Origin of the sequence: Pseudomonas asplenii (genome assembly GCF_001293465.1) — a bacterium.
GTDB classification, from domain to species: Bacteria; Pseudomonadota; Gammaproteobacteria; order Pseudomonadales; family Pseudomonadaceae; genus Aquipseudomonas; species Aquipseudomonas fuscovaginae_B.
On the sequence record NZ_JSYZ01000026.1, the window covers coordinates 15991 to 31386 of the forward strand.

12 protein-coding genes are annotated in these 15396 nt (G+C 61.9%); 7 read left to right on the forward strand and 5 right to left on the reverse strand.

Annotation, left to right across the window (positions count from 1 at the left end; genetic code table 11):
* Positions 1-51 precede the first annotated feature (51 nt).
* The 5 genes from PF66_RS27715 (at position 52) to PF66_RS27735 (ending at position 6237) form a co-directional block, all read left to right on the forward strand.
* Entirely contained in the window at positions 52-1245 is a 1194-nt protein-coding gene (locus PF66_RS27715; RefSeq protein WP_425357921.1) for a c-type cytochrome, read from the forward strand.
* A complete protein-coding gene (locus PF66_RS27720) occupies positions 1242-1724 on the forward strand; it encodes a (2Fe-2S)-binding protein (RefSeq protein ID WP_054058101.1) in 483 nt (160 codons plus the stop codon). Before PF66_RS27715 ends, PF66_RS27720 begins: the two co-directional genes overlap by 4 nt.
* The gene (locus PF66_RS27725) at positions 1708-3942 is read left to right on the forward strand and encodes a xanthine dehydrogenase family protein molybdopterin-binding subunit (RefSeq protein WP_054064445.1); all 2235 of its coding nucleotides are present in this window, start codon (positions 1708-1710) and stop codon (positions 3940-3942) included. Before PF66_RS27720 ends, PF66_RS27725 begins: the two co-directional genes overlap by 17 nt.
* 50 nt (positions 3943-3992) lie before the next feature.
* Positions 3993-4961, forward strand: coding sequence for an XdhC family protein (locus PF66_RS27730; RefSeq protein ID WP_054064446.1), 969 nt, complete (start codon positions 3993-3995; stop codon positions 4959-4961).
* 163 nt (positions 4962-5124) lie between these two features.
* Positions 5125-6237 carry an alkene reductase gene (locus PF66_RS27735; RefSeq protein ID WP_054064447.1) on the forward strand — a complete coding sequence of 371 codons (1113 nt, stop codon included), beginning with the start codon at positions 5125-5127 and terminating at the stop codon, positions 6235-6237.
* A gap of 60 nt (positions 6238-6297) precedes the next feature.
* On the opposite strand, the gene PF66_RS27740 is transcribed toward PF66_RS27735, so the two are convergent.
* The 4 genes from PF66_RS27740 to PF66_RS27755 all read right to left on the reverse strand — a co-directional run bounded on the left by PF66_RS27740 (position 6298) and on the right by PF66_RS27755 (position 11148).
* Entirely contained in the window at positions 6298-7167 is an 870-nt protein-coding gene (locus PF66_RS27740; protein WP_054058097.1) for an isocitrate lyase/PEP mutase family protein, read from the reverse strand.
* A 158-nt stretch (positions 7168-7325) separates the two neighbouring features.
* The gene (locus tag PF66_RS27745) at positions 7326-9173 is read right to left on the reverse strand and encodes an acyltransferase family protein (RefSeq protein ID WP_054064448.1); all 1848 of its coding nucleotides are present in this window, start codon (positions 9171-9173) and stop codon (positions 7326-7328) included.
* 327 nt (positions 9174-9500) lie between these two features.
* Positions 9501-10103: a hypothetical protein gene (locus PF66_RS27750; RefSeq protein WP_054064449.1), complete on the reverse strand. Its 603-nt coding sequence runs from the start codon at positions 10101-10103 to the stop codon at positions 9501-9503.
* Position 10104: 1 nt separating this feature from the next.
* On the reverse strand, positions 10105-11148 hold the full coding sequence (locus tag PF66_RS27755; protein WP_054058094.1) for an N-acetylmuramidase family protein: 1044 nt from the start codon (positions 11146-11148) through the stop codon (positions 10105-10107).
* 390 nt (positions 11149-11538) lie between these two features.
* Here PF66_RS27755 and PF66_RS27760 point away from each other — a divergent pair, with 390 nt between their 5' ends.
* Together PF66_RS27760 and PF66_RS27765 are read left to right on the forward strand one after the other, a co-directional pair.
* On the forward strand, positions 11539-12357 hold the full coding sequence (locus tag PF66_RS27760) for an alpha/beta fold hydrolase (RefSeq protein ID WP_054064450.1): 819 nt from the start codon (positions 11539-11541) through the stop codon (positions 12355-12357).
* A 170-nt stretch (positions 12358-12527) separates the two neighbouring features.
* Positions 12528-14408, forward strand: a complete 1881-nt coding sequence (locus PF66_RS27765) for an ATP-binding protein (protein ID WP_054058092.1) — start codon at positions 12528-12530, stop codon at positions 14406-14408.
* Positions 14409-14418: 10 nt separating this feature from the next.
* Here PF66_RS27765 and PF66_RS27770 read toward each other — a convergent pair whose 3' ends face one another.
* On the reverse strand, positions 14419-15123 hold the full coding sequence (locus PF66_RS27770; protein WP_054064451.1) for a cyclase family protein: 705 nt from the start codon (positions 15121-15123) through the stop codon (positions 14419-14421).
* Positions 15124-15396 lie beyond the last annotated feature (273 nt).

Here is a 15396-nt window from a genome sequence, read left to right on the forward strand (position 1 = left end):
ACGGCGGCTGTGGCACTCGGAGTCGGGGGCGCGGCTGTAGCGTTCTGGCTGATGTGGCGCCCGGCAATCGATCCGATCGAGCGGCCGCCGGCCTTTGACGCGGCCCAGGTTGCCCGTGGCGCCAGGGTGGTGGTCGCCGGCGACTGCGCGGTCTGTCACACCCGTCCCGGCGGGAAGTACCTGGCGGGCGGGCTCCCGCTGGTGACGCCGTTCGGCACGCTCTACAGCACCAACATCACGCCCGACGCCGAGACGGGCATTGGCAAGTGGTCGCTCCAGGCGTTCCAGCGGGCCATGCGCGAAGGTGTGTCGCGGGATGGGCACTTTCTGTATCCGGCCTTCCCGTACAAGCACTATCGCCTGCTCGACGATCAGGACATCGCGGACGCCTACAGCTACCTCATGAGCGGGCCGGCGGTGCATGAACCGGCGACCCCCAACCGCATGAGCTTCCCGATGAACATCCGGCCGCTGGTGTCGGGTTGGAACCTGCTGTTCCTGCCTACGGCCCCCTTCGAAGCGACAGCGCAACAGTCGCCGCAGTGGAATCGCGGGCGTTATCTGGTCGAGGGCGCGGGCCATTGCGGTGGCTGCCATACCCCCTTGAACTTCCTCGGTGCGCAGAAGGACAGCCAGGCACTCTCCGGTGGCGTGGTCGACGGATGGGCCGCGCCCTCCCTGCTCGGCCTGGCCAGCCGCGAGAATCCCTGGACCCAGGCGCAACTGGTTGGGTATCTGCAGGCTCGCGTGGTGCCGGAACAGGGCACTGCGGCCGGGCCCATGCGCCCGGTCAGCCAGGAACTGGCCCGGCTGCCGCAGAGCGATGTCGAAGCGATTGCCGGATACCTGCTGAGCCTGCCGGCGGAAGAGGCCAGGGCGCCCGTCAAGGCACCGGGTATTGCGGCCCCGGCCGCGACAACCGATCTCGGTCGCGACCTGTTCCAGGGGGCCTGTGCCGGCTGCCACGGTGCGTCGGCACCCATGCGCAAGATCGATGGCAGGCCAGCGCTCGCGGCGACCTCCGCCGTCCAGGCGCGCGATGCGCGCAACTTCATCAAGACCGTCCTGGAAGGCATACCACCGACACCCGGCGAGCCCGGCCCGGCGATGCCGCCTTTCGCTGCCAGCCTGGGCGACCGGCAACTGGCAGCCCTGGCCGCCTTCGTGCGGCATCAGGCGAATCCCGATCAGCCGTGGCGCGATGTGGACTCGACCATTCAGGCCCTGCGCGAGGAAACCCGATGAGCAACGTGAATCTCACTGTCAATGGCAAGGTGCATAGCCTGGATCTGGATCCGGACATGCCATTGCTCTATGCCCTGCGTAACCACCTGGAACTCAACGGCGCCAAGTATGGCTGCGGGCTGGGCCAGTGCGGGGCCTGCACCGTCATCGTCGATGACCAGCCGGTGTTCTCCTGTGTGACCCCGTGCGCGGGAATGGAGGGCCGCCAGATCCGCACCGTGGAGAGCCTGGGTAGTGCCGAACGCCCCGGCCCCTTGCAGCAGGCGTTCATCGACACCCAGGCCGCCCAATGTGGCTATTGCATCGCCGGCATGATCATGCGTGCCCAGGCCCTGCTGGAGAAGAATCCTCGGCCGGACGAGGACACCATCCGCGCGCACATGGCAACCAACCTGTGCCGCTGCGGTACGCACCTTCGCATCCTTGAAGCCATCACCCGCGTCGTTGAAAACGGTGGAATCCATGTCGTCCAAAACTGAGTTCGGTCGTCGCGCGTTTCTCCAGGGCAGCAGCCTGCTGATGGCATTCACCCTGATGCCGGCGGCCCGCAAGGTATTGGCCGATACCGAAGTCGACACGCTCGGCACTGCCGTCCTCGCGCCGGACCTGCCAGGCAGCCTGCGAACCAACCCTTACCTCGATGCCTGGATCCGGATTGGCGCCGAAGGCATCACCGTCTATACCGGCAAGGTGGAACTCGGTACTGGGGTCAGGACCGCGCTGTTGCAGATCGCTGCGGAGCGCCTGGACGTAGCGCCGGGGAAGGTGAATTTCCTGACGGCCGACACTGCCCTGACGCCGAACGAGGGCTACACGGCCGGCAGTCATACGATTTTCGACAGCGGTACCGCCCTGTTCAACGCCGCCGCGCAGGTTCGGCAGATGCTGCTGGACTCCGCCGCCAGGCAGTGGGGCATGGACGTCGCGACGCTGAAGACGGGCGATGCGATGATCAGCGCACCCTCGGGTGCCCGGATGAGTTATGCCGATGCGGTGGCTGGCGTGGATCTGCACCAGTATGCCCAGGCCCGGTCACCGGATATCTCACCCGAACAGTTCAAGCTCATCGGTCACGCGATTCCTCGCCTCGATATTCCGGCAAAAGTCACCGGGGGCGCCGCGTTCGTCCAGGACATGCGGCTGCCGGGGATGCTCCATGCCCGCGTGATTCGGCCGCCGCGGCCAGGCAGTCAGCTCACCGCATTCGATGCGCGGGCGATCGAGGATTTGCCAGGTGTCGTCGCTGTGCTGAGGGATGGCAACTACCTGGCGGTGGTCGCCGGGGACGAATGGCAGGCGGTGAAGGCCATGCGGGCGGGTTATGAATCGGCGACCTGGAGCGGTGGCGAGGTGATTCCGGACCAGGCCATCATTCATCAGCTATTGCCCCGTCTGCCGTCCCGGCGTTACCCGATCAGGCATGATGGCACGGCTAGTCCTTCTGCCGGCAGGACCTATCGGGCACGCGCCACCAAGCACTACCTGATGCACGGCTCGATCGGGCCGTCCTGTGCGCTGGCCTGGTTCAAGGATGGCACGCTGACGGTCTGGACCCATACCCAGGGCGTGTTCCCGCTGCGTGCCGGGATTGCCGAGATGGTCGGCCTGGCGGTGACCGCCGTGCGCTGTATCCACGTTGAAGGGGCGGGTTGCTACGGGCATAACGGTGCCGATGACGCCGCCGCCGATGCCGCCCTCATTGCCATGCGCGTGCCCGGCGTGCCGGTGCGTGTGCAATGGATGCGCGAGCAGGAAAACCTCTGGGAGCCCTACAGCTCGGCGATGATCACCGAGCTTGAGGCCAGCCTGGACCGCAACGGTCGCATCGGCAACTGGAAGTACGAACTCTGGACGACGCCGCATAACGAGCGCATCACCAACGCCGGCCGCCTGGTACCGGCCCGGATGCTGGCCCGTCCGTTCACCTCGATGCCGTCGATTCCGATCGCCCAGCCCGAGGGCGATGGTGACCGCAACGCGATCCCGTTGTACGAGACGGGTTCCAGCAGCATCGACATGAATTTCATTACCCAGATGCCGTTCCGTACCTCGGCGATGCGCTCGCTGGGGGCGCATATCAACGTGTTCGCCATCGAGGCCTGCCTGGACGAATTGGCCGGTCAGGCCGGGGTCGATCCTGTCGAATTCAGGCTTGCCCATCTCGGCGACCCTCGGGCAAGGGCCGTCATCGAAAGAGCGCGGGATGAATTCGGCTGGCCACGACGGGGCGCCGTGCCCGGCAGCGGCATCGGCATGGGCTTTGCCCGCTACAAGAACATCATGGGGTATTGCGCCGTTGCCGTGGAAATCCAGGTCCACCCGCAAACCGGCGAAATCGGGATCGAACGGGTGGTCACCGCCGTGGACGTCGGGCAGATCGTCAACCCGGACGGGCTACGCAACCAGGTCGAAGGCGGCATCGTCCAGTCGAGCAGCTGGACCCTCTTCGAAGCGGTGAGCTACGACGCGGGCGGAGTGCGCAGCTACGACTGGAGCGGGTATCCGATCCTGCGTTTTCCTCAACTACCCCGGCATGTCGAGGTGCACATGATCGACCAGCCGGGTCAACCTTTCCTGGGCGCGGCTGAAATCGTCCAGGGCCCGATGGCGGCCGCCCTGGGCAACGCAATCGCCGATGCCACGGGGCACAGGCGGCTGGCCCTGCCGCTGGCGCGGACGCTCGACAAAGAAGGGTGACCCATTCGATGTTCGATGGCTTGAGCCGGAATTGGCGAGGGTAAAGATAAATGCAGCATCTGGATGTGACGGTTCTTGAACAGGCCCTGGCCTGGGCCGATGAAGGCAAAAGCGTATGGCTGTGCACGGTGCTCTCGACCTTCGGTTCCGCGCCCAGGTCGCCAGGGGCCATGCTGGTTGCCATCCGCTCGGGTGCCCACAGTGGCTCATTGTCCGGTGGCTGTGTGGAAGAGGAATTTATCGAGGCGCTTGGCCGCGGCGAGCATAGGGCGCCAGCCCAGGTCGTCAGCTATGGGAGGACGCCCGAAGAGCGCAGCCGCTTGCAACTGCCCTGCGGCGGCAGCCTGGACGTGCTGGTCGAACACCGGCAGGCGAGCGTTGAGTGGCGAGCGCATTTGAGGCAACTGCTCGACGCTTTGCGTGGGCAGCGCCGACTGACGCGGGTGATCGAGCTGGAGAGCGGGCAGTTCAGCATCAAGCGCCACCTGGACGGTGCGCAGGCCGTGATATGGGCAGGCAACCGCCTGGAACTGAACCTGGGGCCGGCCCTGCGCCTGTTGCTCGCGGGGTTATCGCCGGTCGCCCAGGCCTGTGGCCAGTTTGCCCGTGCGCTCGGGTTCGAGGTGATCGCCTGTGACCCACGGGAAGAAGCGGCGGTGCTGGCGATCGAGGGCATTGCGCTGATTCCGATGTTGCCCTCGGTCTACATTGCCAACGGCGGTTGCCATGAGGCCACCGCTGTTGTTGCCCTGACCCATGATCCCCGGATCGATGACCTCGCGTTGATGGAGGCCGTGCACACGCCGGCTTTCTACATCGGCGCCATGGGCTCGCGGCGAACTTCGGAAAAACGTGCTGAACGGTTGCAGCGGATAGGCCGGCTGTCCGCTTCGGATATCGAGCGCCTGCACATGCCCATCGGCCTGGATATCGGCAGTCGCACACCGGCTGAAATTGCCCTGTCCGTGATGGCCGACGTCCTGCGTGTGTATCGGGGCAAGGCGCGCACCGCGCTATGAGCGAGATCGACCGGTAGCCCATTGCGAGTTGCGCAACGCACTTGCCCGGTATCGAGTGATTATCAAGTTCGAAGTTTGATTTTAATCTCGCTACATCGCAACAACAGCAATATCACGGCAACTTTCATCTGTATTGAAACCTACTTGAAAAAGGAACTGACCCATGATCGGTAATCTTTTCGCGCCCATTCGCGTGGGCGCCCTGGAACTTCCCCATCGTATTGCAATGGCGCCTCTGACCCGCTCGCGCGCCGGCCAGCCGGGGGATGTTCCCACTGAAATGACGGTTGAATATTACGGCCAGCGAGCCAGTGCCGCGCTGATCATTACCGAGGCCACGCAAATCTCCCAACAGGGGCAGGGATATGCCTGGACCCCCGGCATTTATACGCCTGCGCACATTCAAGCCTGGAAGCGGGTGAGTGATGAGGTACACGAACGGGACGGCCGCATTTTCATGCAGTTGTGGCATGTGGGGCGCGTATCGCATCCAAGCTTCCAGCCTGGTCATGCGTTGCCCGTGGCCCCAAGCGCCATCGCGGCACCGGGCAAGACCTTCATCGTCGACGAAGACGGCCAGGGGGTATGGGGCGATGTACCGGTTCCTCGTGCCCTGGAAACCGAGGAGGTCGCCGGCATCATCGACGACTACCGCCATGCTGCGCTCAATGCCATCGAGGCTGGCATGGACGGTGTTGAAATCCATGCGGGCAACGGCTACCTGCTTGACCAATTCATCAACAGTAACAGCAACAGGCGCACGGACCCCTACGGCGGTTCCTACCAGAACCGTGCCCGCCTGCTGTTGGCGATCGTGCAGGCGGTCTCGAAAGAGATCGGGGCGGATCGCGTCGGTGTGAGGCTGACCCCAATGGGGCGGTTCATGGGCATGGGCGACGACACGCCAATGGAAACCTTCACCTATATCGTCGAGTCGCTGAACCGCTACGGGCTGGCGTACCTGCACCTGGTCGAGCCCGCCGTCGTCGGCACGGTCAAGGACGAGAGCCTGGACCCGCGCTGGGACGAAATCATCCTGAAGCTGCGTGCGGCCTGGCAAGGTGTGCTGGTGATCGCCGGGGGATATGACCCGGCGTCCGCAGAAAAGGCGATCCGGGAGGGGCGTGCGGACATTGTGGCCTTTGGCCGGGCGTTCCTGGCGAACCCTGACTTGCCACGGCGGATCCGTGAGGGGCTTGACCTCAATACCCCCGACCCAACGACCTTTTTCGGCGGTGACGAGCGGGGTTACATCGACTACCCGGTCCACCCGTGACAGGGCCGCCCGGTCCCTGGGCGACAGGTTGCAGCGCCTACCGCTGCCGTTCGGCCCGCGTCACTCTTGCACGTCCATGAACTCTTTCGCCCAGGCCACGTAGCTCTCGGGGAAGGTATAGGTGTGGGTCAGCTCGGTGGCGCTGAGGTTCGAGGTGCTGTGGGTGACTTGGCGCTGGGCCCGGAGGCTGTCGTAGGTGGCCTTGATCGAGGCGAAGTAGGCCCCGTGGCCGGCGACGATCACACGCACGCCCAGGTCCGCCAGGCGCTGGCTATCATTGAGTTTCGGGTTGCCGTAGGTCACCAGCATCAGCGGTACGCTGAGGTTTTCGGCGATCTGCTCGAGGTGTTCGAAGTCACTGATGCCGACCATGCAGATGCCGTCGGCGCCGGCCTTTTCATAGGCCCTGGTGCGTTCGATGATGGCCTGGGTCGGCAGTACTCCGGCGTTGGTCCGGGCGATGATCGTCAGCTCCGGGTCGACACGGGCCTCGAGGGCGGCCTTGACCTTGCCGATGCCTTCCTCGATGGAGATCAGGTCGGTGGACTTGCGGCCGAACTGCGCAGGCAGCAGGGTGTCTTCGATCGTCAGCGCCGCGACACCGGCGCGTTCGAGCTCCTCGACGGTACGCATCACATTGAGGGCGTTACCATAGCCGTGGTCGGCGTCCGCGATGAAGGGCAACTGGGCGACACGGCCGATCCGCGTGGCCTGTTCGACGAATTCACTCAGGGTGATCAGGGCGAAGTCGGGGGCTGCCAGCACCTGCAGCGAGGCGACCGAGCCACCGAGGATGCCGACCTCGAACCCAAGGTCGGCCGCGATCCGCGCGGACATCGGGTCGAACACGGACGCGGTTTCGACACAGGCTGGTTTGGCAAGCAATTCACGGAAGTTGCGACGAAGAGCGGTGTGGGAGATTTTCGGCATGATCTTTCCTGGTTCTGGCCATCGTCAAATACGATCTATGCCTATTCATTGATCCGGCGAGACTACCACGCGGGAACGGGGGCAGTTATGACGTTTGAGAATAGGCCATGCATCAAGCACATAGACTTGGCCCATGGCGCTGAAGCTTCTCGCCGACTCTACCGGGCAATCGCGCCGACTTTCCGGGCGATCGCCTCCATGACCGCTTCCTGGGTTTTGGCGATGATCAGTCCCGGAGTCTCTTCATAATTCAGCCCGCCCCATTCGACCGTGGTATCGAACTGGACGCCATAAAACTTGTTGGCATAGCTGACGATATTATATCGGTACGCCTTTTCCACCTTCACCAGGACGGCGGGCGGCACGGGTGTCCCCGAGGTGGTTTCAGCGACTTTCTGGTGGATCGCTTCACTGACCGCGTCCTGAGTATCGCCGATGATCAGTCCCGGGGTTTTTTCATAATCGGGGCCTCCCCACTCGATCGCGGTGCCGAACTGGATGCCATAGAATTTATTGGCGTAGTTGACAATATTGTATCGATACTCCAGTTCGACTTTCACCAGGGTGGCGGTAGGCCCCTGCACGGGGGCAGGCGTGTTACCGGACTTCCTATGAATGGCCTCGCTGACCTCTTCCTGGGTGGTGGCGACGATCAGGCCCGGAGTCTGTTCATAGTTATGTCCGCCCCACTTGATGTCCGTGCCGAATGGGACACCGTAAAACCTGTCGTCATAGTTGACGATATTGTATTGAAGCGTCGACTCGACCTTCACGAGGATCGCGGGAGGTGCCTGCTTCGGTGTATAGGACGTCAGCCAGGCAATATACAGGCAGGCGGTGACCGTCGCCGCTCCGGTCCAGGCCAATGGTTTGCGCAAGCCTGTGGACCAGGCGGGGGAGGCGGCAGTGACGATCTTGCGCTGCCGCCATTTATTGAAGGGCGTTTCAATGGCGAAACAGGCAAACCAGGCAACCAGGAGCGAAGTCCCGATGATGATCGCCTGGGTTGAGTAGGTTCCCTCGGGTAGGCCGACATCCCCCAGCATCATGCCGATGATCAGTCCATGAACGATGTAGAGCGGGTAGCTGAACTCGCCCAGCCAGCGATCGATACGACTGTCTTTCCAGAGCAGGAAAACAAAGGGCAGGCAGAAGGCAAAGGCGCAATAGAACAGCCAGAGTGGCAGCGTATCGTAGCCTGTGGCTCTGCTGACGACTGGGTAACCACCGGACAACAGTATGTAAAGAGTGCCGCCGAGTACGATGAGGTTAACCGGTATGGTCGCGTTTTCCAGCAGCGGCCACTTGATCAGTTTTCGGTAGAAATAGTAGCCCAGGCTTCCCATGAGGAAAAAACACAGCGTCGAAGGCAGGAAGTAATATCCCCAGCCAAACGGGTTGAACGTTTCCCGCATGTCCCAGAACACCAGGCGCACCAGCAGGCTGGTAATCAGCACGATGATGATTCTGCGGCGACTGTGAACGATGAATGGCGCCAGAATGTAGAATATGAGCTCGATTGAGAGTGTCCAGGCCTGCCCAATGAGCATTATGGTGTTCTTAAAATAGGAACTATCGATGTGCGAGCCGATAAAGCTCGTATAGGCATTGCTGTCGTAACTGGCGAGTGAATAGGCTGTCAGCTGGTGCCAGTCCTGGCCGAGAATGAACAGATTCATGAAGACCAGGCTGGCCTGGCCTGAGAAACCATGTCCCATGTTGGCGGTGAAGACATTTGGCGTGTCGGTATAGAAGTACCAGACTATCATGAACAGCAGCATGGCCAGGTACACAGGGAATATCCTGAATACTCGGGAGAGATAGAATCTGGCGATCCACGGTGTGTCGGATTTTATGTATTTCTCGTTGATGACCAGGGTCATGTAGAACCCCGAAATCATGAAAAAGAACATCACCGCGATTGAGGCATGAAGCCAATGGAAAGGCGCTTTCGGGGTATGGTGTACGAGAACCGATAAAGCCAGAAACAAGCGAAGCATTCCCATTTTGCCGAAATCCTTTTGCCACCGGAGTGATTCTTTCAATTCGAAGAGGCGAGAGGTGCATTTTTAGTCGAAAAATGTGTCAGCGGGAACCATGCATGAAAGCGGCATGTGAGGTCCTGGAACACGGTTCTATGCCTGTTGCGTCGGCATTTGACCGGGGCAGAGTAAACCAGTGAGGCAGAGGAGGGTAGGTCCGTCTTGCTCGAATCTGGCCAAGGATGGCCAGAGCGTGGCGTGGAGAGGGCCTTCCGTGAGAGGGCGCCGCATTGTCACGGTTGCAGGGGCGGCGGGCCAGTCGGACCGCCGCTCCCACGCAAAGGCAGGGGATCAGTGCTGGGGTACGCTCAGGCGCGAGTACTGGTCCTGGCTGATCCAGCCGGTGAAGGTGCGGTCCTTGGCATTGGTGAACTCGACCTGCGCGGCGCCATCCTTGTAGGCCAGTACGCCGACGACATCGCCCTTGACGATGTAGGGGCCCTTGGTGGCCTTGGCGTCCGGGGTCTTCTGCAGCAGGGCCTTGTCAGCCGAGACGGTGACCAGTCCGATCCAGTTCTTGCTCGCGGTCCGGGTCAGGTCCAGGCCGGTGGCGATTTCCGGCATCAGTACATTCATGCAGCCGGGGTGCTGTTGGCCCTGTTCCACGGTCAGGGTCACGCCATCGGCCGAGGGTTTCACGCTGCCCGGATAGACTTCGTCGAGCCAGGTCGACAGGGTCGCGGGCTTGCCCTGCAGGTAGAAGGCGCAACTGAAGGTGTTGCCTTCACCACGCTCTTCGGCATAGAACCCTTCGACCTGGTGATCCGGCGTGACCGCCAGCATCAACTGCTCATACTTGCCCGAATGCAGCTCTGCGGCGAAGGCCGACGTGCCGGCACACAGCGAAATCGCCCCGGCGATCAGCCAGCGGCAAACGGAGAATTTACGCGTCATGTCATTTTTTTCCTTCAAGTTTTTCGTAGGCCTTTTTAATGCGCGAGTCATAGTCGCCATAATCCTTGCCGTTGTAGTTGGACGCCATGCCGACGTAATCCTTGTTCTTCATCGCCTTTATCAAGGCCGGGCTCTTCAGGCAAAAGCCGACGAATGCCTTGAGTTGCGTACCGGCATTGAGTTTCATGTCGGTGACGAATTCAAAGACATTCTTGTAGCCACAGGCGGCATAGTTGAAACCCATGACCTGAAACATGCCCCAGGACGCCGACATCAATGCGGCTTCCTGATCCAGGCCGAAAGCGGTGGCCATGGTTTCCCAGGCCTTGGCCTGATCCTTGTTATTGACCTGCCACTGGGGGCCGGCCTTTTTCACATAGGGGTAGGACAGCAGCGGATGGGTCTTGTCGTACTTGCTCTTGGTGTACTTGCGGAAGGTATGCCCTTCGAAGGCGATCACCGGCAGTTTGGCCGGGCCGAAACCGGAGCGGCCACCGGATTCGACGGTGGCGAAGGCCTTGATGATGTTCACAGGAATGCCGTTACCCAGTTGCGTGGCGGCATTCTGGAAGTCGGTGTCGCTCAGGGTCATGTTGCCGTCGCACGTGGCCTGCAGCACCATCTGGCGGTTGCGCCGCTCGGCTTCGATCATCGCGCGCATGCGGTCCAGGTAGTGGTTGACCGTGGCCTGGACATCGCCGCCACTGTTGGCGAATGCGTTGAAGAAAGTCGGCAGGCGCAGGCCGAAGTTCGGCTTGACCGGCACCTTGATCGCTTCTTCGATCAGGCTGTTGAAGGTTCGGCCGGTCGGGTCGACGACGCCATCAGGGTGGGCGTACTTGAGATGGCGGAACTGATACTGGCTGATGCACTGCACCAACTGGGCGTCGCACTTGCCATTTTCCTGCAGCGGGAAACCCATCTTCGGGATGATCAGGTTAAACAAGTACTGGATGCATTGAACATCGGCGGGCAAGTTTCGAGCCTTGCCGGGGGCACCTACTGACGCACTGATAAGGCTAGGCAAACCCTGCAGATTTTTCATCGTCGACATCCTTGTTATGTTGTAGAGAAAGACAGAAAGTGCCATCACTTTAATATCATTTCTGTATCTCTATCATACGTTGAAACATTTGGCTGGCGGAAACTAACAAGCAGTTTTTGGGTTGTCCAGAGGCTGTTTGGAAAGTTGTGAAATGGCCATCATCCAATGGCGGGGAACAGCACAACCGCACCCTGTGATTGCGGGTGCATACTGCCTGCCGCCGATTCGTTGCGTGGGCTGGACGAGACAGCACATGCCTGCAATTCCGCGTGGCGGGTTCCGGGGATAGTAGGCGGGACGGGCAGCCCGATGGCCGCTCGCCGGTGAGCCCGCAGCGCTGCTTGCGGCTTGCCTCCTTGCCGATTCGACCCATGACCCACAGGAGTTTGTATGAGCACATTCGTGACACGTGATGGCACCGAGATCTATTACAAGGACTGGGGCACAGGCAAGCCGGTGCTGTTCAGCCATGGCTGGCCGCTGGATGCGGACATGTGGGAATACCAGATGGAGTACCTGAGCAGCCGTGGCTATCGCACCATCGCTTTCGACCGGCGCGGTTTTGGTCGTTCCAGCCAGCCCTGGAGCGGTTATGACTACGACACCTTCGCCGACGATCTGGCCCAACTGATCGAGCACCTGGACCTCGAAGCCGTCACCCTGGTGGGCTTCTCCATGGGCGGTGGCGATGTCAGCCGCTACATCGCCCGTCACGGCAGCAAGCGGGTGGCCAGGCTGGTCCTGCTGGGCGCGGTGACCCCGCTGTTCATCCAGACCGAAGACCACCCGCAGGGCGTGCCCCAGGCGGTATTCGATGGCATCAAGGCCGGCCTGCTCAAGGACCGTGCGCAGTTCATCGCCGATTTCGCCGCGCCGTTCTACGGCATCAACCACGGCCAGGTGGTTTCCCAGGGCGTGCTGACCCAGACCCTGAACATTGCCCTGCTGGCCTCGCTCAAGGGCACCCTGGATTGCGTGAGCGCATTCTCCGAAACCGACTTCCGTGCGGACATGGCCACCATCGACGTACCGACGCTGGTGATCCACGGCGACGACGACCAGATCGTGCCTCTGGAAGCCACCGGCAAGCTGGCGGCCGCGTTGATCCCCGGGGCCCGCCTGAAGGTCTATGCCGGCGCGCCGCACGGTTTCGCGGTGACTCACGCCGCTCAACTGAACGAAGACCTGCTCGCCTTCCTCCGCGACTGACGACCGGGCGGGAACCGGCTTGTCGGCGAGCCGGTTCCCCTGGGCACCTGCGTGAACCTCAGCATGACCTGACGGGGGTGTGTTTTCCCCACGCATGACTTATTCTCGACGGCGATACCCGGGAAGAGCTTGTGGAGCCCGGTGTCAGACGGCAATGGAGGCCGTATCGCATGTTCAAGGTCAGGCGAAAAATTGGAATTTTGCTGCTTGTCTACGTCGTCGGTGTCAGTGGCTACATCTACTATCTTCACGCCCAGGCTCAACGCATTCTGACCGACAGCATCAACAACAAGCTGTTGCATGCGGCACTGGGTGGGGCAGCGATTCTCGGCGACCGCTACCACAATGATCTGGTCGACAGGCATTCGAAGTCCGAAGCGGAGGACCTGGATGCCATCCGCAAGCTTTCGCGTTTCAACGAGTCCATGGGCACCGCCTTCGTCTACACCGTGATCAAGCGGGGCGGTGAGGCCATTCTGGTCAGCTCCAGTGCTTCGGCCAAGGAAGTCCAGGAAAACAACTTCGTCCGCTTCTTCGATCCTTACCCCGATGCCAGCCAGACCCTGCTCGACAGCTTCGACCAGACGGGGCCGAGCTGGATCGACTACACCGATCACTGGGGCGACTTTCGTGCGGTCTTCGTGCCCATGAAGTCCCAGGACGGCACGCCCTATGTCGCCGGGGCGGAAATCACCCTGGCCGACTACTACCACGAGCTGAACCAGGACTCCCTGCACCACATCGTATTGGCCATCCTGGTTTTCCTGTCCTTCAGCCTGCTGTTTGTCATCGACGCGCTGCGCATGCGCACCCATCTGCGCCAGCTGCAGACCAACGAGCAGGTCCTGAAGCAGGCCAAGATCGCCGCCGAAGAAGCGGACCGGATGAAAAGCCAGTTCCTGGCGACCATGAGCCATGAGATCCGCACGCCCATGTACGGGGTGATCGGCGCGACCGACCTGCTCTGGGCAACGCCCCTGACTGCGCAGCAGAGCGATCTGCTGGGCACCATTCACACCAGCGGCAAGACGCTGCTGGCGCTGATCGACGACATTCTCGACCTGGCCAAGATCGAGTCGGGAAAACTCGATCTCAGGCCTCGCGTGTTCGAACTGCACAGCCTGGTCGCCTCGAGCGTCGAGATGGTCCGGCAGAACCTGCGTGACAAGCCGGTCACGCTTGAGGTCACGGTATTCCCGCAGGTGCCGAACCTGGTCAAGACCGATCCTGATCGCCTGCGCCAGATCCTGATCAATCTGCTGGGCAATGCGATCAAGTTCACCGAGACCGGAGAGGTGTCGCTGACGGTGTCGCTCGGCGACAGCGAGTCACCGCCGCGGCTGAACTTCTCCATTCGTGACACCGGCGTCGGTATTCCCGCAGAGCGGCATGGCAGCCTGTTCAAGCCGTTCACCCAGTTCGAGGGCGCGAACAATCAGCGTTTCACCGGTAGCGGCCTGGGGTTGTCGATCTGCAAGAACCTGATCGAGGCCCAGGGCGGCATCCTGTCGTTCAGCAGCCTGTTCGGCGTCGGTTCGACCTTTGCGTTTTCGTTGCCGATCGAGCCTTTCTCCGAACAGGAAATTCCGGTCGCCGGCGAGCACCCGGCACTGGAATTCGACGCCTCGTTCGCCAGGCACTATCCGCTGGACATCCTGCTGGTGGAGAACCACGAACTGAACCAGAAGGTTGCCACGGCGATGCTGCAGACCCTGGGGTACGAACCGGACCTGGCCTGCGATGGCCTCGAGGCGCTGGACAGGTGCCGGCGGGCCTTGCCGGCAGTGATCCTGATGGATATCAACATGCCGGGCATGGACGGCATGGAAGCCATCCGGCGGATCCGTGAATTGCCGTTGGGCGACAGGTGCTACATCGTCGCCTTCACTGCGAGTGCCTTTTCGAACGAAATCGAGCATTTCCGGGCCGCTGGCGCCAACGACATCCTGACCAAGCCGGCCAGCTTCCAGGGGTTCGCCGATGTCCTGCGCCGCTCGGCGGACCACCGGGCGCAGTTCGAGGTCAGCGCTCCGGTGGTCGAGGGGGCCTGAGCCGAAGGGCTCAGGGGGCGAATGCCATCACCGAGGCGGGGGAGCCGGAGCCATCCTTGAGCCGCAGCAGGCCGATCACCAGCGTGGTGCCCTTGGCCGGCAACTGGTCGAGGTTGGTCAGGCACTCCAGGATGATGCCGTTCTTGGCCAATACCAGGCTGTTGGTGGCGTACACCGTATCCTGGCCCGGGTCGGCGCCGTGGGTGTCGGTGCCGACTCCGGCGATGTGGCGTTCGTTGACCAGGAACGCCGCGGTGTCGCTGCCCAGCCCGGGGAAGTGCAGGCCACCCTTGTCGTCTGCGTTGAAGAAGCGCTTGGGGTCGTTCCAGTAGTTCTGCCAACCGGTATGGAGCAGTACCACGGAGTCCTTGGCGATGCGTCCATGCTTCTGTTCCCAGTTCCTGATGTCCTGGACGCTGATCACATAGTCGGGGTTGGCCTGGGCCTGGGAGCTCACATCGATCACCACCGCCGGGCGTACCAGCGACTCGGGTTTGTAGGCGTCGATCCCGACCCCGTCGGCGTGGAAACTGTTCGGCGCATTGATATGGGTGGCGCTGTGTTCGCCCATGCTGAAGCTGCGCAGGTAGTAGCCATCCTTTTCCTGGGTGGCCACCGTGTTGAACACCACCGGAGGATCGTGGGGCCAGAGCGGGATGGTGGGGGCGATGACGTGGCTGAGGTCGATGACCTTGCGAAACTGGATACTCTGCATTCCCTTTGCTTCCTTCTCCCCTGCGAAACCCTGGGTGATGCCGGTTGCCAGCCATACGCTCAGCAGTCCGACAGACAGCCGCCTGAGTCTCGCCTTGTGTTGTCTTGATAGTTCCATGATGTTGCCTGCTCCTTCGGACATCCAGGGACTCCTGCCCTGGTTCCCGCCGAGTCTATCCATACTTCGCGTCGGGACGCCATGACGATCGGAGCGGGGTGTAAACCTCCTTCCACCAGTCGGGCGTGTCGTCGCCCTAGGCTGTGTACGAAATTG

What these genes read in the sequence shown, in the direction of transcription:
- PF66_RS27745 (WP_054064448.1), bottom strand. Translation starts at nt 9,173, where the DNA reads ATGGGAATGCTTCGCTTGTTTCTGGCTTTATCGGTTCTCGTACACCAT.
- PF66_RS27740 (WP_054058097.1), bottom strand. Translation starts at nt 7,167, where the DNA reads ATGCCGAAAATCTCCCACACCGCTCTTCGTCGCAACTTCCGTGAATTG.
- PF66_RS27735 (WP_054064447.1), top strand. Translation starts at nt 5,125, where the DNA reads ATGATCGGTAATCTTTTCGCGCCCATTCGCGTGGGCGCCCTGGAACTT.
- PF66_RS27725 (WP_054064445.1), top strand. Translation starts at nt 1,708, where the DNA reads ATGTCGTCCAAAACTGAGTTCGGTCGTCGCGCGTTTCTCCAGGGCAGC.
- PF66_RS27765 (WP_054058092.1), top strand. Translation starts at nt 12,528, where the DNA reads ATGTTCAAGGTCAGGCGAAAAATTGGAATTTTGCTGCTTGTCTACGTC.
- PF66_RS27770 (WP_054064451.1), bottom strand. Translation starts at nt 15,123, where the DNA reads ATGCAGAGTATCCAGTTTCGCAAGGTCATCGACCTCAGCCACGTCATC.
- PF66_RS27750 (WP_054064449.1), bottom strand. Translation starts at nt 10,103, where the DNA reads ATGACGCGTAAATTCTCCGTTTGCCGCTGGCTGATCGCCGGGGCGATT.
- PF66_RS27760 (WP_054064450.1), top strand. Translation starts at nt 11,539, where the DNA reads ATGAGCACATTCGTGACACGTGATGGCACCGAGATCTATTACAAGGAC.
- PF66_RS27715 (WP_425357921.1), top strand. Translation starts at nt 52, where the DNA reads ATGTGGCGCCCGGCAATCGATCCGATCGAGCGGCCGCCGGCCTTTGAC.
- PF66_RS27755 (WP_054058094.1), bottom strand. Translation starts at nt 11,148, where the DNA reads ATGAAAAATCTGCAGGGTTTGCCTAGCCTTATCAGTGCGTCAGTAGGT.
- PF66_RS27730 (WP_054064446.1), top strand. Translation starts at nt 3,993, where the DNA reads ATGCAGCATCTGGATGTGACGGTTCTTGAACAGGCCCTGGCCTGGGCC.
- PF66_RS27720 (WP_054058101.1), top strand. Translation starts at nt 1,242, where the DNA reads ATGAGCAACGTGAATCTCACTGTCAATGGCAAGGTGCATAGCCTGGAT.